Source organism: Nocardia yamanashiensis (assembly GCF_021183565.1).
GTDB classification, from domain to species: domain Bacteria; phylum Actinomycetota; class Actinomycetes; order Mycobacteriales; family Mycobacteriaceae; genus Nocardia; species Nocardia yamanashiensis.
Window position 1 is genome coordinate 1,572,755 of sequence record NZ_CP089226.1, and the last position, 21,250, is coordinate 1,594,004.

The 21,250-nt window shown below is 69.1% G+C and carries 22 protein-coding genes; 13 read left to right on the forward strand and 9 right to left on the reverse strand.

Annotated features, from left to right (window positions below; genetic code table 11):
* Position 1 precedes the first annotated feature (1 nt).
* The gene (gene tkt, locus LTV02_RS07525) at positions 2–2,143 is read right to left on the reverse strand and encodes a transketolase (protein ID WP_233039274.1); all 2,142 of its coding nucleotides are present in this window, start codon (positions 2,141–2,143) and stop codon (positions 2–4) included.
* A 450-nt stretch (positions 2,144–2,593) separates the two neighbouring features.
* Between tkt and LTV02_RS07530 the strand changes: the two genes are divergently transcribed.
* Positions 2,594–3,586, forward strand: a complete 993-nt coding sequence (locus LTV02_RS07530; protein ID WP_408639342.1) for a heme o synthase — start codon at positions 2,594–2,596, stop codon at positions 3,584–3,586.
* Positions 3,587–3,665: 79 nt separating this feature from the next.
* Here the strand turns inward: LTV02_RS07530 and LTV02_RS07535 are convergent, their stop codons facing one another.
* Both LTV02_RS07535 and LTV02_RS07540 read right to left on the reverse strand, forming a co-directional pair.
* Positions 3,666–5,420 (reverse strand): hypothetical protein, encoded by a 1,755-nt coding sequence (locus LTV02_RS07535; RefSeq protein WP_233039282.1) that lies wholly within the window; start codon positions 5,418–5,420, stop codon positions 3,666–3,668.
* A gap of 270 nt (positions 5,421–5,690) precedes the next feature.
* Positions 5,691–7,166, reverse strand: coding sequence for an FAD-dependent monooxygenase (locus tag LTV02_RS07540; protein WP_233039284.1), 1,476 nt, complete (start codon positions 7,164–7,166; stop codon positions 5,691–5,693).
* An 85-nt stretch (positions 7,167–7,251) separates the two neighbouring features.
* Between LTV02_RS07540 and LTV02_RS07545 the strand changes: the two genes are divergently transcribed.
* Entirely contained in the window at positions 7,252–7,857 is a 606-nt protein-coding gene (locus LTV02_RS07545) for a TetR/AcrR family transcriptional regulator (RefSeq protein WP_233039286.1), read from the forward strand.
* 58 nt (positions 7,858–7,915) lie between these two features.
* Here the strand turns inward: LTV02_RS07545 and LTV02_RS07550 are convergent, their stop codons facing one another.
* On the reverse strand, positions 7,916–8,881 hold the full coding sequence (locus LTV02_RS07550; protein WP_233039288.1) for a quinone oxidoreductase family protein: 966 nt from the start codon (positions 8,879–8,881) through the stop codon (positions 7,916–7,918).
* Positions 8,882–8,960: 79 nt separating this feature from the next.
* Here LTV02_RS07550 and LTV02_RS07555 point away from each other — a divergent pair, with 79 nt between their 5' ends.
* Positions 8,961–9,311 (forward strand): hypothetical protein, encoded by a 351-nt coding sequence (locus LTV02_RS07555; protein ID WP_233039289.1) that lies wholly within the window; start codon positions 8,961–8,963, stop codon positions 9,309–9,311.
* A 43-nt stretch (positions 9,312–9,354) separates the two neighbouring features.
* Positions 9,355–10,065, forward strand: a complete 711-nt coding sequence (locus LTV02_RS07560; protein ID WP_233039291.1) for a GntR family transcriptional regulator — start codon at positions 9,355–9,357, stop codon at positions 10,063–10,065.
* 60 nt (positions 10,066–10,125) lie between these two features.
* Here LTV02_RS07560 and LTV02_RS07565 read toward each other — a convergent pair whose 3' ends face one another.
* Together LTV02_RS07565 and LTV02_RS07570 are read right to left on the reverse strand one after the other, a co-directional pair.
* The gene (locus tag LTV02_RS07565) at positions 10,126–10,575 is read right to left on the reverse strand and encodes a PTS sugar transporter subunit IIA (protein ID WP_067712998.1); all 450 of its coding nucleotides are present in this window, start codon (positions 10,573–10,575) and stop codon (positions 10,126–10,128) included.
* A 5-nt stretch (positions 10,576–10,580) separates the two neighbouring features.
* On the reverse strand, positions 10,581–10,811 hold the full coding sequence (locus LTV02_RS07570) for a glucose PTS transporter subunit EIIB (RefSeq protein ID WP_067712995.1): 231 nt from the start codon (positions 10,809–10,811) through the stop codon (positions 10,581–10,583).
* Between the two features lie 111 nt (positions 10,812–10,922).
* Between LTV02_RS07570 and LTV02_RS07575 the strand changes: the two genes are divergently transcribed.
* The 5 genes from LTV02_RS07575 to nagB are packed head-to-tail and all read left to right on the forward strand — an operon-like array spanning position 10,923 to position 15,984.
* Positions 10,923–12,146 carry a PTS transporter subunit EIIC gene (locus tag LTV02_RS07575; protein WP_233039296.1) on the forward strand — a complete coding sequence of 408 codons (1,224 nt, stop codon included), beginning with the start codon at positions 10,923–10,925 and terminating at the stop codon, positions 12,144–12,146.
* The gene (locus LTV02_RS07580) at positions 12,143–12,406 is read left to right on the forward strand and encodes an HPr family phosphocarrier protein (protein WP_233039297.1); all 264 of its coding nucleotides are present in this window, start codon (positions 12,143–12,145) and stop codon (positions 12,404–12,406) included. The genes LTV02_RS07575 and LTV02_RS07580 overlap by 4 nt, the downstream gene beginning before the upstream one ends.
* Positions 12,396–14,051: a phosphoenolpyruvate--protein phosphotransferase gene (ptsP, locus tag LTV02_RS07585; protein WP_233039299.1), complete on the forward strand. Its 1,656-nt coding sequence runs from the start codon at positions 12,396–12,398 to the stop codon at positions 14,049–14,051. Before LTV02_RS07580 ends, ptsP begins: the two co-directional genes overlap by 11 nt.
* A gap of 2 nt (positions 14,052–14,053) precedes the next feature.
* Positions 14,054–15,214 (forward strand): N-acetylglucosamine-6-phosphate deacetylase, encoded by a 1,161-nt coding sequence (locus tag LTV02_RS07590; RefSeq protein WP_408639392.1) that lies wholly within the window; start codon positions 14,054–14,056, stop codon positions 15,212–15,214.
* On the forward strand, positions 15,202–15,984 hold the full coding sequence (gene nagB / locus LTV02_RS07595) for a glucosamine-6-phosphate deaminase (RefSeq protein WP_233039308.1): 783 nt from the start codon (positions 15,202–15,204) through the stop codon (positions 15,982–15,984). The genes LTV02_RS07590 and nagB overlap by 13 nt, the downstream gene beginning before the upstream one ends.
* On the opposite strand, the gene LTV02_RS07600 is transcribed toward nagB, so the two are convergent.
* Positions 15,978–16,853, reverse strand: a complete 876-nt coding sequence (locus LTV02_RS07600; protein ID WP_233039309.1) for an AraC family transcriptional regulator — start codon at positions 16,851–16,853, stop codon at positions 15,978–15,980. The two genes, nagB and LTV02_RS07600, sit on opposite strands and share 7 nt — an antisense overlap.
* A 34-nt stretch (positions 16,854–16,887) precedes the next feature.
* On the opposite strand from LTV02_RS07600, the gene LTV02_RS07605 reads away from it, so the two are divergent.
* Positions 16,888–17,253: a DUF4345 family protein gene (locus LTV02_RS07605; protein ID WP_233039310.1), complete on the forward strand. Its 366-nt coding sequence runs from the start codon at positions 16,888–16,890 to the stop codon at positions 17,251–17,253.
* Positions 17,254–17,291: 38 nt separating this feature from the next.
* Positions 17,292–17,726 carry a DUF1851 domain-containing protein gene (locus tag LTV02_RS07610; RefSeq protein ID WP_233039311.1) on the forward strand — a complete coding sequence of 145 codons (435 nt, stop codon included), beginning with the start codon at positions 17,292–17,294 and terminating at the stop codon, positions 17,724–17,726.
* A gap of 35 nt (positions 17,727–17,761) precedes the next feature.
* On the opposite strand, the gene LTV02_RS07615 is transcribed toward LTV02_RS07610, so the two are convergent.
* Positions 17,762–18,778 (reverse strand): helix-turn-helix domain-containing protein, encoded by a 1,017-nt coding sequence (locus LTV02_RS07615; RefSeq protein ID WP_233039312.1) that lies wholly within the window; start codon positions 18,776–18,778, stop codon positions 17,762–17,764.
* A gap of 205 nt (positions 18,779–18,983) precedes the next feature.
* Between LTV02_RS07615 and LTV02_RS07620 the strand changes: the two genes are divergently transcribed.
* The gene (locus LTV02_RS07620) at positions 18,984–19,301 is read left to right on the forward strand and encodes a hypothetical protein (protein WP_233039313.1); all 318 of its coding nucleotides are present in this window, start codon (positions 18,984–18,986) and stop codon (positions 19,299–19,301) included.
* An 8-nt stretch (positions 19,302–19,309) separates the two neighbouring features.
* Positions 19,310–20,185: a class I SAM-dependent methyltransferase gene (locus LTV02_RS07625; RefSeq protein WP_233039314.1), complete on the forward strand. Its 876-nt coding sequence runs from the start codon at positions 19,310–19,312 to the stop codon at positions 20,183–20,185.
* Positions 20,186–20,241: 56 nt separating this feature from the next.
* On the opposite strand, the gene LTV02_RS07630 is transcribed toward LTV02_RS07625, so the two are convergent.
* Entirely contained in the window at positions 20,242–21,240 is a 999-nt protein-coding gene (locus tag LTV02_RS07630) for a COX15/CtaA family protein (protein WP_408639343.1), read from the reverse strand.
* Positions 21,241–21,250 lie beyond the last annotated feature (10 nt).

Here is a 21,250-nt window from a genome sequence, read left to right on the forward strand (position 1 = left end):
GTTATCCCTTCACCTTGGCAAGCGAGCGGGTGGCGGCGGCGACGACGGCGTCGGCGGTGATGCCGAACTCGCGGAACAGGGTCTTGAAGTCCGCCGAGGCGCCGAAGTGCTCGATGGACACGTTCTCACCGTTGTCTCCGGTGAACCGGTGCCACGGCATGGCGATTCCGGCCTCGACCGTGACGCGGGCCTTGACCGAGGGCGGCAGCACCTGGTCGCGGTAGGACTGTTCCTGCGCGTCGAACCACTCCACACACGGCATGGACACCACGCGGGTGCCGATGCCCTGCGCCTCGAGCGTAGCGCGCGCGTCCACGGCCAGCTGCAGCTCCGAACCGGTGGCGATCAGGATCACCTGCGGTGTGGCGGTGGAGGATTCGGCCAGGATGTAGCCGCCCTTGGCGACGCCCTCGTAGCTGGTGCCCTCCTGGATCGGCAGGTCCTGGCGGGTCAGCGCGAGCGCGGACGGGCCGTCCTGGTGCGGCGGCTCGGAGACCAGGAAGTGCGAATGCCGTTCGGCGCTATCGCGTTCCAGGATGACGCGCCAGGCGTAGGTGGTCTCGTTGGCGTCGCCGGGGCGGACCACGTTCAGGCCCGGGATGGCGCGCAGGGCCGCCAGGTGCTCGATCGGCTGATGGGTCGGGCCGTCCTCGCCCAGGCCGATGGAGTCGTGGGTCCACACGTAGGTGACCGGGGTGCGCATGAGCGCGCCCAGGCGCACGGCGGGACGCATGTAGTCGGAGAACACCAGGAAGGTGCCGCCGTACGGACGGGTCGGCCCGTGCAGCGCGATGCCGTTCAGGATCGAGCCCATGGCGTGCTCGCGCACACCGAAGTGCAGGGTGCGGCCGTAGGGCTGAGCCTTCCAGTGGCCGGTGGAGATGTCCTCCGGGCCGAAGGACGGCTGGTTCGGCATGGTGGTGTTGTTGGATTCGGCGAGGTCGGCCGAACCGCCCCACAGCTCCGGCAGCACCGGGGCGAGCGCCGCCAGGACCGCGCCGGACGCCTTGCGGGTGGCCATCGCCTTGCCCGGCTCGTGCACCGGCAGCGCGTCCGCCCAGCCCGCGGGCAGGCGGCGCTCCTGGAGGCGATCGAACAGGGCCTTGTTCTCCGGGTTGGCGGCGGCCCACGCGTCGAACCGGTCCTGCCAGGCGGCACGCGCGGCCTTACCTCGATCGGCGGCCTGGTTGCGGGTGTGGCCGATAACCGCGTCGCTGACCTCGAAGGTCTGCTCGGGATCGAAGCCCAGGATCTTCTTGGTGGCGGCCACCTCGTCCGCGCCCAGCGCCGCACCGTGCGAGGCGCCGGTGTTCATCTTGTTCGGGGCCGGGTAGCCGATGATGGTGCGCAGCAGGATGATCGACGGCTTGTCGGTCACGGCCTTGGCCTCGGCGATGGCGGCCTCGATGCCGGTGACGTTCTCGCCGCCCTCGACCACCTGCACGTGCCAGTCGTAGGCGCGGTAGCGCGCGGCCACGTCCTCGGTGAAGGCGATGCGGGTGTCGTCCTCGATGGAGATCCGGTTGTCGTCGTAGAACAGGATCAGATTGCCCAGCTGCTGGGTGCCCGCCAGCGACGACGCCTCCGCGGTGACGCCCTCTTCCATATCGCCGTCGGAGGCGATCACATAGATGAAGTGGTCGAACGCGCTCTCGCCCTGCGCCGCTTCGGGATCGAACAGACCGCGCTCCCGCCGCGCGGCCATCGCCATGCCGACCGCCGAGGCCAGGCCCTGGCCGAGCGGGCCGGTGGTGATCTCGACGCCGTCGGTGTGCCGGTACTCCGGGTGGCCCGGGGTGAGCGCGCCCCAGGTGCGCAGCGCCTTCAGATCGTCGAGCTCGAGGCCGATACCCGCCAGGTACAGCTGCACGTACTGGGTGAGGCTGGAGTGTCCACAGGACAGCACGAACCGGTCGCGGCCCACCCACGACGGGTCGCTCGGGTCGAAACGCATCACGCGCTGAAAGAGGGTGTAGGCCAAGGGCGCCAGGCTCATGGCGGTGCCGGGATGGCCGTTGCCGACCTTCTGCACCGCATCGGCCGCGAGCAGCCGGGCCGTGTCGACGGCTCTGGTGTCCAGTTCGGTCCAGTCGGTGGGGTGGTTCGGCTGAGTGAGCGCGCGGATGTCGTCTGTGACTGACACGACCGAGGTTCTCCTGACCTTCTCGTCAACGATGCGGTTGTGGGCGGCGGGGTGATTCGCTGCGGGCGATACGGCGCGACACGCGCACCGATCTACCCCACCACCCTAAGGGTGTGTGATTCCCGACCATGCGGGAACCCGTGTTCACCGGCCGTCGTGTCTCGTTTCCGTGTCCTTCCGTGTCCAGTCGACTACCCGTTCGTGACCGTTCATAGCTGCTGGGCGCTACCCGAATCGGGTGTAGCCCGGGTCACCCGCGGGCCCGGCGCGATGGCCGCCGCGAATCATGGCGCGGGCGAATCGAACCCGGGCCTGGTCGGGAGCACACCTGCCGGGGGTCTACCATGCTTTGTAGTAGTGGCCGCGCCGCAGCGTTTCTCATCGAGGAACCGGCAGAGCGCGCCGCTGTTCCAGACCGGATCAGACCTGCGTGGCGTGCGAGGAGAAACAGTGCGAGTTGGGCAACAGCCGGGTGGCGCTCACGGCTCCTCCGGGACGGTGCTGGCCGACCGCGTCACGGGTAGCGGACCGCTGTCGGTCGCGACCCGCCGCGTTCTCGCCTACATCGCGCTGACCAAGCCCCGCGTCATCGAACTGCTGCTGGTCGCGACCATTCCGACCATGCTGCTGGCCGATCGCGGCAATGTCGACATCCGCCTCATCCTGGTCACCCTCTTCGGCGGCTGGATGGGCGCGGCCTCGGCCAACACCCTCAACTGCGTGGCCGACGCGGATATCGACAAGGTCATGAAGCGCACCTCCAAGCGCCCGCTGGCCCGGGAAGCCGTTCCCACCCGCAACGCCTTCGTCTTCGGAGTCACCCTCGGCGTGGTGTCCTTCGCGTGGCTCTGGTGGCAGGCCAACCTGCTCTCCGGCGCGCTGGTCGTGGCGACCATCCTGTTCTACGTCTTCGTCTACACCCTCGGCCTCAAGCGCCGCACCTCCCAGAACGTCATCTGGGGCGGCGCGGCCGGCTGTATGCCCGCCCTGGTCGGTTGGTCCGCCGTCACCGGCAATATCGGCTGGCCCGCCATCGTGCTGTTCCTGGTCATCTTCTTCTGGACGCCGCCCCACACCTGGGCCCTCGCCATGCGCTACAAAGAGGACTACAAGGCCGCGGGCGTCCCCATGCTCCCGGTGGTAGCCACCGAGCAGGTGGTCACCAAGCAAATCGTCATCTACACCTGGCTCACGGTCCTGGCCACCCTCGCCCTGGTCCCCGCCGCGGGCGTCATCTACGCCGCCACCGCCCTGGTGGCCGGTGCCTGGTTCCTTTTGATGGCTCACCAGCTCTACGCCGGCGTGCGCAAGGGCGAATCCGTCAAGCCCCTGCGCCTGTTCCTCCAGTCCAACAACTACCTCGCCGTGGTCTTCTGCGGCTTGGCCGTCGACTCGGTCCTGGGCTGGAACACCATCGGCCACACCGTCTTCGGCTGGAGCTGATCGCACCGGCGTAGTCGCCGAACCTGAGCAACGAAAAACCGCCGCCCCGTCTTCGAGACGGGGCGGCGGTTTTTCGTGGCTATCCGAACGGCGGCCGATTGCCGGGCGGTGGGCAGTTGGGGTCGAGGGGGTAGCAGGCCGGGGCGATGGTGGTTCGCGGGATGGTCGGGTCGGCGGTTTTGGAGGGGGTGGCCTTTTGGACTGTGGTGGGGGCCGGGTGGTGCTGTTCGTCTTCGTTGCTGGTGCCGCTGCGGCCGGTGCACATGACGGCTACCAGGAGGACGACGAAGATCAGGACTATCGCGCCGATGATGGGGAAGTCGCGGCGGCGGCGGGTGCGGCGCATGTCGCGGGCTGCCGCGCGTTGGTCGCCTTGGTCGCGCCAGACGGGGAAGCCGGGGGCGGCGGGCTGGGGTTGGCCGCCGGAATAGGCTGCGCGCGGGTCGGATTGGGTGACCTGGGGTTGTTTGCGGCGGCCGAAGAGGCCACCGAGGGCGGCGAGACCGCCGGTTCGGGCGGGGCGGGGGGTGGATCCGGAGCCGGGTGGGGCGACGGACCAGCCGCTGGGGCCCGGGCCGGTCGGCTGGGGGCCTTGGTTGGACCAGGAGGGGGATGGGGTGGGCTGGGGGCTGCCCGGCGGGATGTAGGTGCCTGCCGGCTGGGTGCCGGGCGTGCCTGCGCCGCTGGGGGAGCCTGAGCCTGGGCCGCCGTAGGCGGGAGCGCCTTGCGAGCCGGGACCGCCCTGGAACCCGGGGCCGCTCGGAGCGCCTTGGCCGCCTTGGGAACCGGGACCGCTCGGAGACCCTTGGCCGCTTTGGGAACCCGGACCACCTTGGTTGCCGGGGCCACCGGGGTGTGAGGGGCCGGAAGTGCCGGGGTTGTCGGAGGAGCCGGTGACCGCGCGGTAGGCCGCTGCTGCGGCGGCGGCCGTGGCTGCGCCGGCTACCGCAGCGGCCGCCGTGCGGCCCTTGCCGCCGGATCGACCACTGGATTGCTGGGCCGAGTCGGGACGGTTCGGGTCCGCATCCGTGCCGCCGGGCCGACCGGGGCCACCCTGGGCCGATGCGCTCCGGGGGTCCGCGGAGCCCGGATCACCCACGCCCGCAGGCGGAGTCGGCGGAGCGAGGGGCTGAACGGGGACCGAGGGGACCACCACGGTGGGAGCGGCGGACATGGGGGGCGGCGCGGAGCGGGCGGACTCGGGGACCGGGAAGCCCTCGGAGACCAGGTCGGAATAGGTTGCGGCGGCGGCGAATCCGAGGGCGCCGAGAGCCTGCCCGACCTGGCCGGCATCCCATGATGGGTCGGCGCCTTCGGCGATCTTGGTGAAATAGGCGCGGAGAGAGGAGGGGCCGTCGCCGATGAGGACGTCGATACCCGGCGGCAGCGCGCCCTTCTCGAGTTTGACGCGGCTGCCGAGCTGGGGGAGGAGCAGCACCAAGCCGCTGACGGGGACGTGTTCGCGGCCGGGCGCGGAACGCAATTGGCGGGCCAGCTCGACGGTTTGGCGCCGCACGCGCTCGAGCGGATTGTCCGCGGCGTCGACCGGCGCGGGTTTGCCGTCCACACCGTCGATGGGCGCGGGCTTGCCGTCGACGGTCCAGGCTTCGTCCTCGGCGCAGGTGAGCGTGCCGGTCACGCGTTCGGCGAAACCGCGGACGCCGATCACCACGCAGGTCTGCGGCGTCCACACCACCACGTCCGCGTCCTGCACCTGCAATACCGCGATGCCGGGGACCGCGTGCGGCCCGCTCCAGGACTTGAGCCAATTCATCACGGTCTGCTCGGTGCCCGACAGCCGCGACGGATCGTCGTTGCGGACCTTCACCAACATTCCGAACCACCCTCTGACCAGATGCCTCTACCTGCCGGCCGCCCGGAACGGTCGCCGCAAACACCTTACGGCGTCGCTATCCCAGGTTACGGCGAATCGTCTTGCGCGGCAGCAAGATCATTCTGCATACCCTAGGGCAAAGTCGGACCGCGGGAGCACTACAGTCCGGTCCCATCCGGGAAGCAGGGCGACCGACCAGAATGGTTCGAGGTGGCCGGCCGGGTTGCGGCTCCTCCCGCCGCGGGCCCGGCGCGATCGGATCGGGGTGCGTCAGCGGGTCAGCGCACCGACATAGCCGTCCGGCCGGATGAGCACCCGCGTCCCCTCGGTAGCCCCGTAGCTCTCGAAAGCGTGGCCGCCGGCGTCGATCACCGTCTCCGTGCCGGTGCGATCGGCCGGCCCGGCGTCCGTCCGCAGCACCGAGACGACCCGGGTCCGCTCGCTGCGTTCCTCGGCATCGACCGGGATATCGCCGAAGACGAGCAGCGTGGCGTGCGGGCCGCGCAGCAGATCGAAGAGGAACACCGCTTCGCCCGAGGCCGAGACCAGCGGTGCGTCGGGCGCGCGATCACCCGCGTGCAGCGCGCCCGGATCGGCGGCAGCGCTGGGCGGCACAAGGTTTCGATAGGTGAGATCGAGCTGCAGCGCATGATCGCGGTTCATGGCGTCCGCATCGCCATTGACCGTCTTGTCCAGGAGCTCGGAACTCAACCCCAGCACCTGCGCCGCGATGGCCCGCCGCTCGGTCTCGTAGCTGTCCAGCAGCGCCTCGGTCGCCGGACTCGGATCGCGCAGCGCCGCTTCGAGTTTCCAGCCCAGGTTGTAGGCGTCCTGAATGCCGGTATTGAGCCCTTGACCCCCGGTCGGCGGATGCACGTGCGCCGCATCGCCCGCGAGGAACACCCGCCCGTCCCGGAACCGCTGCGCCAGGCGGATATTCGGCCGCCACACCGTCGACCAGCTCAGCTCGCTCAGCACGATATCGGTGCGGTGAGACAGCCGGTTGACGAGCTCCTGCAGGTCGCTCAGCTCGGCCCCCGAGTCGTCGGCCAGCGGCGCCGCGAACTGGAACTTCCGTCCGCCCGGCAGCGGCGACATGGCGAAACCGTCCATCGGGGAATCGGGTCCGGCGAACCAGTACCCGAACTCGTGATCGAGCGCATCGGCCCGAACATCGCCCAGCAGCATGCGAATCGACTCGTCGGTGGTGCCCTCGAAGGCGATGCCGAGGGCCTTGCGCACCGTGCTGCGCCCGCCGTCCGCCCCGATGAGATAGTCCACCCGCACGGTCTCGCTCCCGCCCGCCCGCTCCAGCGTCGCGGTGACCCCGTCCGCGTCGGCGCTGAATTCGCCCAGCGCAGTGCCCGATTCGACGCGCACCCCGAACTCGCCGAGCCGCTCCCGCAGAATCCCCTCGGTATCGGACTGCCCGAGCACCCACGGATTCGGGAACGGCACGTCCGGGGTCGGCTGCCGCCATTCGGTCATCCGCCGCTCCATCACGAATTCGCCGCCGAGGTGCACCCGCATGGTCGCCTGCGGGCAGCCGGCCGCGAGCACCCGATCCAGCACGCCCAGATCGTGGAACACCTCGAGCGTGCGCGGCTGGATGCCGTCCCCGCGCGACCCGTCGAAGAACGTCTCCGCTTTGTCGACGATGCGCACGGCGATGCCGCGGCGCGCCAGATCGATGCCGAGGGTGAGTCCGGTGGGACCGGCGCCCACGATCAGTACCTGCGTGTTCATGCCTACTCCCAATAGTGAATCAGTATTCAGTGAATGTGAATTCAGTATTCAGAGTGGTAGCGTCCGCTGTCAAGAGGAGGTGCGGATGGCCGGCAAGCGGCAGGAGAAATCGGCGGAGACCGAGCAGGCGCTCAAGGACGCCGCGCGCAAACTCTTCGCCGATCGCGGCTATCTGAACACCAAGATCACCGACATCACCGCGGCGGCCGGAAGGGCCGCGGGCTCGTTCTACAACCACTTCGCGAGCAAGGAAGAACTGCTCCAGTCGCTCCTGAAAGACCTTGCGGTGGAAGGGGATGCGGCCTCGGAGCAGGACGAGCACAATCCGGACTTCACCGATCCGGACGCCGTCCGCTACCACGTCGCCAGCTACTGGACCTTCGCCCGCAAGAATTGGGCGGTGCTGCGCGCCATGAACCAGGCGGCTCTGGTCAACGAGGAATTCGCGCGCATAGTCAGCGGATACGCCCACGATCAGCGCCAAGATGTCGCCGACCACCTGGACCGCTTCCCCGCCGCCGGCCTGACCCTGCCCAGTACCGCCGACGCCAGCCTGGCCATGATGTTCCTGGCCGCCACCGGCCTGCTGCAAACCGTCGAGGACGGCGCGGTCGAACTCACCGACGAGCAGGCCATCGACGGCCTCACCCGCTTCATCTACCGCGGCCTCACCGGCCGCGACATCCCCTGAAGCGGAATCGATCCGCGCGGTCAGCCGTCACCGGGAGGCTGACCGCGTCACCCCGGGATCAGGGCAGCAGGACGATCGAGCCGGTTGTCTTGCGGCCCTCCAGATCCCGATGCGCCCGCTCGGCCTCGGCCAGGGGATAGGTGGCCCCGATCCGGATGCTCAGGCTGCCGTCCGCGATGGCGTGGAGGATATCGCCTGCGCGCCACAGCAATTCGGCCCGATCGCGGGTGTAGTGCACCAGCGTCGGCCGCGTCACGAACAGCGACCCCGCCCCGGCGAGCCGCTGCAGATCGAATTCCGGCACCGGCCCACTGGCCCCGCCGAACAACGCGAGCATGCCCCGCACCCGCAATGACGCGAGACTGGCCTCGAAGGTCGACGCGCCGACCCCGTCGTACACCGCCGCGACACCCACGCCGCCGGTCAATTCCCGCACCCGAGCGGCGATATCGTCCTCGTACCGCAGCACTTCGGCCGCGCCCGCCTCCCGCGACAGCTTCTCCTTGTCATCGGTCGACACCGTGGTGATCACCCGAATCCCGCGCCCCGCCAGCAACTGGGTCAGGATCAGCCCGACCCCGCCCGCCCCCGCGTGCACCAGCACCGCTTCGCCCGGCGCGGGCTTGTAGATCGACTCGATCAGGTAGTGCGCCGTCATACCCTGCAACAGCGCCGACGCCGCGACCTCCGGCGAAACCCCTTCCGGCACCGGAATAGCCACCGCCGCGGGCACGATCACCTGCTCGGCATACGACCCCGGCCCCGCGGCCCAAGCCACCCGGTCGCCCACGGCGAAATCGGTGACGTCCGCCCCCACGGCCAGAATCACGCCCGTACCTTCGGACCCCGGCACATACGGCACCGCCTGCGGATACCGCCCCGTCCGGATGTAGGTGTCGATGAAGTTGATCCCGATCGCCTCGGTCCGCACCAGCAACTGACCGGGCCCCACTTGCGGGTCCGCGACCTCCACATACCGCAGGACTTCGGGACCACCGTGCTCGGAAACCTGAATGGCGCGCATACCTTGTTGTACACCCGTGCCGATGTGACATATCCGGCGGCTCATCGACCGCCTGCGACGCATGGGTAAACTCCTGGGCATGAGCGCTACCGCCGCCCCGGCACCCGAGAAGTTGTCGCCGTCCATCGTCGATTCCGTGAAGGGATTCATCGCGGATCACGGCGGTTCGGCCACCGCGGTATTGCAGCCCATCGGCCGGATCGGCGTCCGGGTCACCCTGGTCGGCGCCGATGGCGTGCTCGGCGATCGGGTCGTCGGCGATCTGGCCTCGGCCAAGCTGCTGTGCGAAACCGTGGACGGGCTGACCGAGGCCGAGGAGTGGAACCGGGAGCTGGTCTCGGTGGTGACCCCGGCCAAGGGGCATTGGGCCAAGATGGCCGGCTGGGTCGCCAAGCAGAAGCGATTCCCGAAGGCGCGCAACGAGAAGTGAGACTTCCCGCCACTCGCGGGGGCGAAGCGCGGTCGGAGGTGACGTGGCCGGCCGCGTGACCAAACAGGCGCAGCTGCGCTCCGCGTTGACCGCCCTGTGCGCGACGCTGCGCCCCGGGGAGATGCTGCCCAGCGAACGCCAGTTGTGCGACGACTACCGGGTCAGTCGCATGACGGTGCGAGAAGTGCTGGGGCAGTTGGAATCCGAGGGCGTCATCACCCGGATCCCGGGCAAGGGCACCTTCGTGGCCGAACGGGTCGCGCGGTCGCGGCTGCACATGGCCTCGTTCTCCGACGATATGCGGCGGCTGGGCCGGGTGCCGAGCACCGTGGTGCTGCACACCGATCACGCCGTGCCGCCGCCCGCCTCGCAGACCGCGCTGGGGTTGGGGGCCAATGAGAAGGCCTTCCACCTGGTGCGCCTGCGGCTGGCCGACGGGTTGCCGATGTCCATCGACGACGGCTGGTATCGCGCGGATCTGCTGCCGGGACTGCTGGATCACGAACTGACGCAGTCGCTCTACGCGCTGTTCGCCGACCGCTACGGCTGCCCGATCGATCGCGCCGAGCAGAGCGTGCGCGCGGTCGCCGCCGACGAGCGCGGCGCGGGCTGGCTGGGCACCGAAACCGGTTCTCCGCTACTGGCTTTCGACCGTATCTCGTATTCCCGCGACCGGGCGGTGGAGCACGCGCAGTCGTGGTATCGCGCCGACCGCTACCAGGTGTACATGACCGTGCTGGCCGATCAGGACTGATCCCGCGAGATTCGAGCCGCTGCCTGGATCGGGCAGCGGCTCGCTCGTTTCCGGGACCGCTCAGATCGAATACAGCACGTCGCCGGTGGCGACCGGTCCGGTCAGCGCGTTCTGCGCCGAACCCGGGGCGGTGTCCATCACCACGACCGGTACCGCGGCGCTGAGCCCCAGCCGGCGAACGGCATTGGGGGAGAAGGTGATCAGCGGATCGCCCGCGTTCACCCGTGCGCCCTCGGCGGCCTTCAGCTCGAACAGGTCCGGCTTGCCGACGGTGTCGATGCCCACGTGCAGCAGCACACCGGTGCCGGCCTCGGAGACGATGACCGCGGCGTGCGGGTGCAGCTTCACGATGCTGCCGGTGATCGGCGCGACCACCGTGGTTTGCTCATCGGTGTCCAGTGGTTCGATGGCCACCCCCGCGCCCACCATTTCGGCGGAGAAGACGGGGTCGGGCACCTCGGACAGCGGCATGGCGCGCCCGTCCAGGGGCGCGAGGATCTCGGTGCTCATCGGTCTCAGAGCAGATCGTTGATGTCGTCGGCCAGGGCGTCGGCGGTCGGCCCGACCACGACCTGAACGGCATTGCCCGCCTTGACGACTCCGTGCGCGCCCGCTGCCTTGAGACCTTTCTCGTCGATCTTGGCCGAATCCTTCACCTCGACGCGCAGCCGGGTGATGCACCCTTCGACCTCGACAATGTTGTCCGTGCCACCCAGGCCCGCGACGATCTGATCAACTTTCGACATCTTTCCTCCATGCGTGTCGAGTGGACAAAGCTGGTTATAACCAGTATATGTCTGGTTATAACCAGTCACCATACCGGTGCGTGACGCCATTCACAGACTGAGGGACCCGCTATGGCCGACGCCGCCCAGAGCGTACGTAAGAAGATCGACCTGTCCGGACTGCAGAAACTCGGCCGCAGCCTCATGCTGCCGATTGCCACGCTACCGGCTGCCGGGCTGTTGCTGCGACTAGGTCAGGACGACATGCTGGGCCGCTGGTCGGCCCTGGAAACCGTTGCGGCCGTACTGGCGGGGGCCGGCGGCGCACTGCTGGACAATTTGCCGCTGCTGTTCGCGGTCGGCATCGCCATCGGCTGGGCCAAGAAGGCCGACGGCTCCACCGCTCTGGCCGCCGTCGTCGGATACCTGGCCTTCAACGGCGTCTGCAAGGCCATGGCCCCGGTCGTGCTGGCGGGCAAGACCGACGCCAAAGGCGCTCAGCTGCTGGTGAATTTCGGTGTCCTGGGCGGCATCGTGATGGGCCTGACCGCGGCGATCCTGTGGCAGAAGTTCCACCGCACCCAGCTGCCGGACTATCTGGGCTTCTTCTCCGGCCGCCGCCTGGTCCCGATCCTGACCGCCTGCGCGGCCGTGGTGATCGGCGTGGCCATGTCGTTCGTCTTCCCGGCCTTCAATGCCGGGCTCACCTGGCTCGGCAATACGGTCGCCGACAACACGGTGATCGGCGGCGGCATCTTCGGATTCGCCAACCGGATGCTGATCCCGCTCGGGCTGCACCATATCCTGAACTCCGTGGTCTGGTTCATCATCGGTGACTACGACGGCAAGCACGGCGATATCGCGCGCTTCCTGGCCGGTGATCCGACCGCCGGCACCTTCATGACCGGCTTCTTCCCGATCATGATGTTCGGTTTGCCGGCCGCCGCGCTGGCCATCTGGCGCAATGCCAAGCCCTCGCAGCAGAAGGTCGTCGGCGGCATCATGCTCTCCACCGGCCTGACCGCGTTCGTCACCGGCATCACCGAACCCCTGGAATTCGCCTTCATCTTCGTGGCCTGGCCGCTGCTGCTCATCCACGCGCTGTTCACCGGTTCGGCGCTGGCCCTGACCAATGCGCTCGGCATCCACGACGGCTTCACCTTCTCCGCGGGCGCCATCGACTACCTGCTCAACTTCGGCAAGGCCCAGCATCCGCTCTGGCTGATCCCGATCGGGCTCGGTTACGCCGCCCTGTACTACTTCACCTTCAGTTTCATCATCAAGCGCTGGAATCTGCCGACGCCCGGTCGTGAACCGGAAGCCGACGAGCTGGACAAGGAGAACACCGCCCTATGATCACCCGCACCGCCGTCGTGGCTTCCAAGACCGGACTGCACGCCCGCCCCGCCGCCCTGTTCGCCAAGGCCGCCGCCGAATCGCCTGTACCCGTGACCATTTCGGTCGACGGCAAGCCGGGCGTGGCCGCCGGTAGCCTGTTGCAGGTGATGACTCTGGGTGTCGAACAGGGCGATACCGTCACCCTCTCGGCCGACGACGGGGCCGACGCGGCCCTGGACAAGCTGGTCGAGTTGCTGGAGACCGATCTTGACGGCTGAGATCCGCGGCGTCGCCGCCGCACCGGGCGTCGCGATCGGGCCGGTGAAGTGGCTGGCGGCAGCGCCGGTCACCAGCCCGGACGACGCGCCCGGCGCGGACGCCGAAGCCGAGATCGCCCGGGCCGAAAAGGCTTTCGAGACGGTCGCCGCGCGCTACTCCGCGCAGGCCCTCGACGCCACCGGCCCGGCCGCCGACATCCTGTTCATGACCTCGGCCCTGGCGGCCGATCCGGCGCTGCTGGATCAGGTGCGCGCGGGCATCCGGGCCGGCGGGCCCACCGCGCACGCGGTCACCGAGGCGGTAGCGCATTTCGCCGAACAGCTGGCGGCGCTGGGCGGTTTGATGGCCGAACGCGCCACCGACTTGCGCGACGTCGGCCAGCGGGTGGTCGCCGAACTGCTCGGGGTGGCCCCGCCCGGAATCCCGGACAGCGACACGCCTTTCGTGCTCGCCGCCCAGGATCTCGCGCCCGCCGACACCGCGACGCTGGACCCGGAGAAGGTGGTCGGGCTGCTGACCATCGCGGGCGGGCCGACCTCGCACACCGCGATTCTGGCCAAGGCGCTGGGCATTCCGGCCGTGGTGGCCTGCCCGGACGCCGCCACCATCGCCGAAGGCGCCGAAGTGGTGCTGGACGGGACGAGCGGCACCGTAGAAATCGCGCCCGACCAGGCGCGCAAGGCCGCCGTGCGAGCCGAGCGGGAACGCCGGGCCGACGCGCCCACCGGTCCGGGCCGCACCGCCGACGGGCACGCGGTGCCGCTGCTGGCCAATGTCGGCAGCGCCGCGGACGCGCAACTGGCGGTGGAACTCGGCGCCGAGGGCGTGGGCCTGTTCCGCACCGAATTCCTGTTCCTGGACCGGCAATCCGCGCCCACCGTCGAAGAACAGACGGCGCAGTACGGCGAGATCTTCCGGATCATGGGGGAGCGGCCGGTCACGGTGCGCACCCTGGACGCGGGCTCGGACAAGCCGCTGCCGTTCCTGAATCTCCCCGAGGAAGAGAATCCCGCGCTCGGTGTGCGCGGATTGCGGTTGAGCAGCGTCGATGAGGGGACGCTGCTCGACCAGCTCACCGCGATCGAGCTGGCCCGCCAGGCCACCGGCGCCGCCGTGCAGGTGATGGCGCCCATGGTCGGCACCGTCGAGGAGGCGAGCTACTTCGTCGCCAAGGCGCGCGCGGCCGGGCTCGGCGGCTGCGGCATCATGGTCGAAATCCCCGCCGCCGCAATCCGTTCCGAGCATCTCGGTGCGGAGGTGGACTTCTTCTCCATCGGCACCAACGACCTGTCGCAATACCTGTTCGGCGCGGACCGCATGTCCTCGTCGCTGGCGGCGCTGCACAATCCGTGGCAGCCCGCGCTCGCCGCGACCATCGCCGCGGTGGTGGCGGGGGCGCGCAAGAACGGCGTCAAGGTCGGGGTGTGCGGCGAATCGGCATCCAATCCCGAATTTGCCTGTGTACTGGTCGGACTCGGTGTCGAGACGCTGTCCATGGCGCCCAGGTCGCTGGCCGGCGTGCGCGCGCAACTGGCCGGGGTGAGCCTCGAACAGTGCCGGGCCGCGGCCGATGCGGTGCTGGCCGCCGGGACCGCGGACGCGGCCGTGACGGCGGCCCGGAAAGCGCTGGGGCGAGATAGTTGACGATCACCCTGCGCGGCCGGGTCGTCACCCTCACCGAGGCGGGCGAACTCGCCGACGGTGTGGTGGCGTTCGACGGACCTCGAATCGACTACGTCGGGCCCGCAACGGGATTCGGCGGTGAACTGCCGGAGCCGGCGGACGAAGCGCCCATCATCCTGCCCGGGCTGATCGATGTGCACTGCCACGGCGGCGGAGGCTACGGCTTCCCCGAGACCGATGCCGCCGGGGTGGAGGCGGCCGCGAAATTCCATCGCGGGCGCGGCACCACCACCCTGGTCGCCTCGCTCGTCTCGGCCACCGAGGACGAATTGCGCGAGCGCATCGACGTATTGAGCGAATCCGTCGACGCCGGGCTGCTGGCGGGCATCCATCTGGAAGGGCCGTTCATCAGCGAACACCGGCGCGGGGCGCACGATCCCGACCGGATCGTGCCCGGTGATCCGGACATGCTGGAACGGCTCCTCGACTACGCGGGCGGGCGCATCGTCGCGGTGACCGTGGCGCCCGAGACCGCACGCTTCGACGCCATCGCCGATGTGCTGGCCGATGCGAATGTGGTGCTGTCGCTGGGGCATACGGTCGCCGACTACGAACGGTCCGTGCACGCCATGCGCCGCGGGTGGCGGGTGTCGATCACCCATCTTTTCAATGCCATGCCCGAGCTCGCGCACCGCGACGCCAACTTCCTGACCGCCGCCATGGCCGCCGCCGGGCGCGGGGACGTGGTGGCCGAGGTCATCGGCGACGGAGTGCATCTCGCCGACGGGACCGTGCGCATGGTGTTCGACACCCTCGGCGCGGACAATCTCGCCCTCATCACCGACGCCATGGCCGCCGCCGGATGCCCCGACGGGCGATATCACCTGGGCAGTCTGGATGTGGTGGTGCGGGACGGGGTTTCGCGCGTGTACGACCCGGACGGCGAAGGCGCCATCGCCGGAGGTACCGCGACCGCCGCGGATGTGCTGCGGCGCACCGTGTTCCACGCCGGCGTGGATCTCACCTCGGCCGCCACCGCCGCCTGCGCCACCCCGGCGCGGCTGCTCGGCATGGCCGACAGCATCGGCGCGTTGCACCCGGGCATGCGGGCCGACGTGCTCGTCACCGACCATCGATTGAAACCGCTGACCGTGTACAAGGACGGATCCCCATGGAACTCGTGATCACCGACAATGCCGCCGAAGCCGGGGTGCTGGCCGGCCGGATCATGGCCGACCATGTGCGCCGGGGCGCCCGCGCCATCGGCCTCGCGACCGGATCGTCCCCGCTCGGGGCGTACCGGGAGCTCATTCGCCAGCATCGTGAGGACGGGTTGAGTTTTCACACTGTGAAGGCGTTCCTGCTCGACGAATACATCGGGCTGCCGCCGGGGCATCCGCAGTCCTACCGGCAGTTCATTCGTGACGAGTTCACCTCGCACGTGGACTTCCAGGACTGGAACGTGCACAGCCCGGACGGCGAGGCGGCCGAGATTCCCGCCGCCGCGGCGCTGTACGAGACGATGATCGACGAGAACGGGCCGATCTCGGTGCAGATCCTCGGCATCGGGGCCAACGGGCATCTGGGGTTCAACGAGCCGGGCTCGTCGCTGGCCTCCCGCACCCGGGTCAAGACGCTCACCCCGAAGACCCGCGAGGACAATGCGCGCTTCTTCGACGACGATCTGAGCCAGGTGCCAACCCACGTCCTGACCCAGGGCCTCGGAACCATCAGCGACGCCGGCCATCTCGTCATGATCGCGACCGGGGCCGGTAAGGCCGAAGCGGTGGCGGCCGCGGTGGAAGGGCCGGTGTCGGCCTTCTGCCCGGCGTCGATGCTGCAGCTGCATCCGCACGTCACCGTGATCGTCGACCCGGACGCGGCGGCGAATCTCAAAGCCGTGGACTACTACCGGTTCGCGGTGGCCAACAAGCCGGACTGGCAGAGTTACTGATCCGGCGAAATCCGCAGCCGCACACCGGTTCCGAGGAACTGCCCGGCGGGCAGGCCGAAGGTCGCCCGGAACCGGTGGGCGAGATGCGAGGGGGTCGCGAACCCGGATTCGGCGGCCGCGGTGGTCAGGTTCGCGCCGGCGTCGAGCAGGGTCGCGGCATGCAACAGCCGCACCCACACGCGGTAGCGTCGCAGGCTGGTACCCAGCTCCTGCCGGAACAGGTGCAGGAAGCGCGATTCCGACAGATGCACCCGCGCGGCGATGTCGGCCGCGGACATGGTTGCCGCCGGATCGGACCGGATCCATTGTGCGGCAGTCGAAATCCGGTCGTCGATCCGTCGGGCCGAACTGGGGGCCGCGAGGTCCAGCCACTGTGCCGCCAAGGCGTCGGGAGCGAGCGTGGGCAGATCGTTGCGCTGGTCTGCGGTTTGGCCGGTATCTCGCACGGCCGCAACGGTTTCTGGTGCGTCCCGTGCGACCGAGCCTGCCTCGAGCAATTGCTCGCCCAGTGCTGCCAGTGTCGTCTGCTCGTCGTGTGCGATCGCGATAACGCCCGGCTCCCGCATCCGATCCAGGCAGGCGGCCGCCCGATCCGAGGCGGGATCCAGGTAGCAGAAGATCATCCGTCCACCGGCCGCGACCAGGTGATGAACCGTGCGCGGCGGAATCAGCGCGCTGCGCGCGGTCACCGGCTCACCCTTCCCGGCGCGCACCGTGAAATCCCCGTCCACGCCGACCGCCAGGCACCAGACCGACCCCGAATGCGGCGCGAGATCGAGGGCCGCGCCCGCGTACAACGCCTGCCCCGTCCAGAACCACACCGTGGGACAGCAGGTTCGTGACAGCGCCCGGGACGTCCGGACCGTCATGCTGACCTCCTCACCGTCTCTCAGGAGGTTACCCATGGCGACCGCCACCGCCGCCGTCCTCGCCGCGTTCTTTCTGCTGATGGGCTGCGCCGCCCTGGCCGTCCCCGCGAAAATCCTGCAACCCTTCGGTATTCGCGTCGACTCCGCGCCCGCGCGCTCGGAGGTACGGGCGGTGTACGGCGGTTTCGGCGTGGCCATGGCCGCCGTGCTCGTGGTGGCGGCCGTGAACGAGGGCCCGCGCACCGGCATCATGCTGGCCGTCGGCGCCGCGCTCGCCGGCATGGCGGCCGGTCGCCTGCTCTCCGCGGCCGTCGACCGGCGCACCGCCTTCTACCCGGTCTGGTTCTATTTCCTGATCGAATCCGTCGCGGCCGCGGCCCTGTTCACCTGGCACGGCTGAGCGCGGCGGCCACCCACCGATCTGGTTGGATGAACCCGGTGACCAGCGTCCCCTTCCACCTGATTCCCCCGCAGCGCCTCGACCGCGTCATGCCCGCCTGGGCCGAGCACTACCCGCAATACGACACCGTCGTCGGCTACACCGACCTGGGTCACGCCTTCCTGATGAGTACCCGCACCGGCGAATACGCCCTCCTCGACCCCTACTCACCCGGCGTCAAGCCCTACGGCCCCTTCCCGGACCTCCACGCCTTCGTGGACCGCGTCCTGTTCGACCCCAACGTAATCACCTACGTCCTGCAACCCACCCACGTCGCGGCCATCCGAGCCCTGCTCGGCCCACTGGCCGACGGCGAGATCTACATCGCCACCCCCTACCCCTTCCACGGCGGCTCCGAATCCCCGGGCGCCTACACCAAGGGCGGCGTCTGGTCCTTCTTCGATCTGGTGGCGCAAGCCCAAGACTTCGAATAGCCCACCGCCGAACGCGCTACGACCGCGCGGCAGGGTCACGACAGGCGGTTCCAGGCGGATTCGAGGGTGGCGCGGAAGTGGGTGCGGCAGTCGGCGTCGTCGAGGTCGGTGTAGTGGGAGAGCGGGGGGTCGGCGATGAGGGGGTCGGCTACGAAGCCTGAGCGGGTGTGTTTGAGGCGGTCGAGTTGCTGGAAGCGGCGTTCGGCGAAGACTACGTCGTGTGGGAGAGCGGAAATGCGGCTGGCTACGCGGGTTTCGGGTTCGGCGTCGTATTCGCCTACCACCACGAAGCGGCGGTCTACCAGGAGGAGGCCGGTGGCGTTGGGGGCGTGGTCGCGTTTGACTATGACGTTCTCGATGCCGGCGCGGGAGAGGCGCCAGAGGCGGTCCTCGTAGGGCCACATGTCCGAGATGTGGTCCACCACATAGATTCTGCGGATGTCCATGCGGTCGGGGGTGGGGCGGGCGGCGAGGCGCAGGAGGGCTTCGTGGTAGTCGTCGCCGGCGTCGCCGCTGATGGAGCCGAGGGAGGCGGTGTGGATCATGCGGACGGTGCGGGTGGCGTGTTCCACCACGGTGCTCATATCGCGGACGGTGCTCCATTCCCAGACCGTCGCGGTGCGTGAAGGCACTTGGGCGAGTACGTCTTCGGCGCGATCGAGCTGGCGCAGGGCGATTTCGCGCAGGGGCTGTGCGTCTTCGCCGGCGCGGGCGGCTTCCAAGAGGCGTTCCACCAGGCGCAGGCCGCGCTCGACGGCGGCGGCGTCCGCGCCGAGCAGGACATTGAAACGCATGCGCAGCTGATCGTGCCGGTGTTCGATGGCGCGGGCGGCGCCGGTGCTGCCATTGGACGGCAAGGCGGTACCCAGTGCGAGACTGAGCTTTTCGCGCAGCGACAGCTGCGGGACCCGGGTGCCGTTCTCGATCTGCTGAATGAGGCTGCGGGAGCATCCCGCTTTGGCGGCCAGTACCGCCTGGGTGAATCCGCGCTCTTTGCGCAGGCGCCGGACCAGTGCACCGACCGGTTCGTCCAGTCGGTCCGCTCGCGTCATGCAACCCTCCCGCCGTGCCCAGGGTGTGCCATTCGAGCCTAGTTCGTATCACGTTATGCCACCAGACATCCCATGATCTCTGACGATGTGAGCGGCCGATCGAAACGCGCAGGCAAATAGCCGGGGAACGCAGGCAATTCGATTGATCATCGCCCGTCGCGCTCGTACGGTCGAATTACGTCACCAATGGTGGAGGGGGAAGACAATGACGCTCCAATCGACCGACGATCTCATAACCAGCGATCGCACTCCCGAATTCGCGATCCGAATTCCCGGCGGCGAGCACTGGCTGGTCACCTGGCTGGAGGATCGGGAACTCAGCCGCGAACAGGCGATCGGCGCAATGATTCTCGACGAGACGCTCAGCGATCCGGCCACGGCGGCCGCGGAGCTGGGGCTGGAACTGGCCGCCGTGCACGCCGAGCAACTCGGCCTGGACCTGCGCGAAGCCGTGCTGCGGCTGTCGCTGCGCATGCTCGAGCGCGCGCCGGATCCGTCGGGTCATCCGGTGCACGTCGCATAATGATCGACATGACCGAGTACCGGGCGAGTCGCACGGCAGTACTGGTGTGTCAGGGTCGAGCCGTCGCGGACGGGCGGCTGGCGGTGGGCCGGTTCGCCGATCCCATCGCCAACGAATTGCTGGATGCGGCCGAGCGAACCCCCGTCGAACGCGTGCGTAACGGTGAACGCGCGCACGGGTTCGGCGAAAGCATGGAATGGGAACTGCTCGCCTCCACCGCCGATGTGATGACCACGCGCACCGTGTTCATCGACGACGCGATTCGGGAAGCCGCGAATCCGCAATTGGTGATTCTCGGCGCCGGTCTGGACGCGCGCGCCTGGCGGATGCCGGAATTGGCGCGCACCGAGGTATTCGAGGTCGATCAGCCCGCCTCGCAACAGGACAAACGGAAGCGATTGGGCGAACTGAAACCGGAAGCGGCGACCGTGCGTTTCGTGGCGGTGGACTTCGTGCGTGATTCGCTCTCGGATCTGCTGGAGGCTTCCGGTCACGACGCGAACCGGCCGACCACCTGGGTGTGGGAAGGCGTGGTGCCGTACCTGACCCCCGAACAGGTGGCCGCCACCGTGGATCTGGTGGCTCGCCGGTGTGCGCCGGGCAGCCGGTTCGTCATCACCTATTCGACCCCGTCGCGCACCGCCTCGTTCGGCCGGAAAGCCTTGCAGGCCATGCTGACTCTGGCGCGGCGCGGCAATCCGCTGCAGCACGAGCCGCAACGCTCGACCTGGCGTCCCGAGCAATGGCGGGACCTGCTGGGCGATCGCGGCTTCGTGATCACCGACGATCAGGATCTGCTGTCGATCGCCGAATTGCTCGGCATGACCATCCGCCGCCGGGAATTCCTGGCCCTGGGCCACTGCGTCGTCGCCGATCGCAATTGACCTTCAGTGCACACCGGCCGGCTTGTCCTAGTTGGTGATCGAGAAAGACCGGTCGGTCAGGCGGACTGGCCGACCGGCTCCGCCACCTGCGCGGGCAGCGGTTCACGGGTGCGCAGGGCCGCCCACAGGTAGGCGGTCGCCGCGACACAGGCCGCCGCGCCACCCACGTGAATCGCCACCAGCGCGGCCGGGACGTCGGTGAAGTACTGGATGATGCCGACCATCGCCTGCGAGCACACCAGGGCGATGACCACGATGAGGCGGGTGCGGATGGTCTTCGACATGCCCACCGCCGCAAGCCCGAACGCGAGGCCGACGAGCAGCGACAGGTAGGCGACGAGCAGTTCCGCGTGCAGATGCACCAGTGGGACGATCTCGACTTCGAGGCGCTGCACCGGACGCTCGAGGCTCTTGTCGCCGGCGTGCGGGCCCGCGCCCGTGACCAAGGTGCCCGCGACCAAAGTGGCGGACATGGCGACGGCGCTCAGGGCGGTCAGGATGCGCAACGGCTTGGGAGCCTGCGTGGTCTGCACGCCGTCATCGGGTTCGGCGGTCTTGCTCCACAGCACCGCGGCGAGCCAGACCATCAACATCGATGCCAGCAGATGGATGGCGACCGTCCACCACAGCAGACCCGACAGCACGGTGATGCCGCCGATGCCGGCTTGCAGGACGGTGCCGCCCGGCATCAGCCAGGCGTAGATCTGCACCTCGCGCCGGCGCCGCGCTCGGGTCACCGCGATCACCACCGCGGCGGCCGCGAGGGTGACCAGGAAGGTGAGCATGCGATTGCTGAACTCGACCGCCTGATGGATCGCGGGCACCTCGGCCACCGCGGTCGGCGTGAAGCTGCCCGGGAAGCACTGCGGCCAGGTCGGGCAGCCGAGTCCGGAGGCGGTGACGCGAACGATGGCTCCGGTCACCGAGATTCCGGCCTGGGTGATCAGGACCAGCAGGGCGAGGAGTCGCTGAACCCGGAGCGAGGGCATCGGGAACAGATCCGCGAATCGCTGAAAGGCGCGAGTTGGCACCCGACGATGGTAGCGGGACGGCATATCGCCCCGT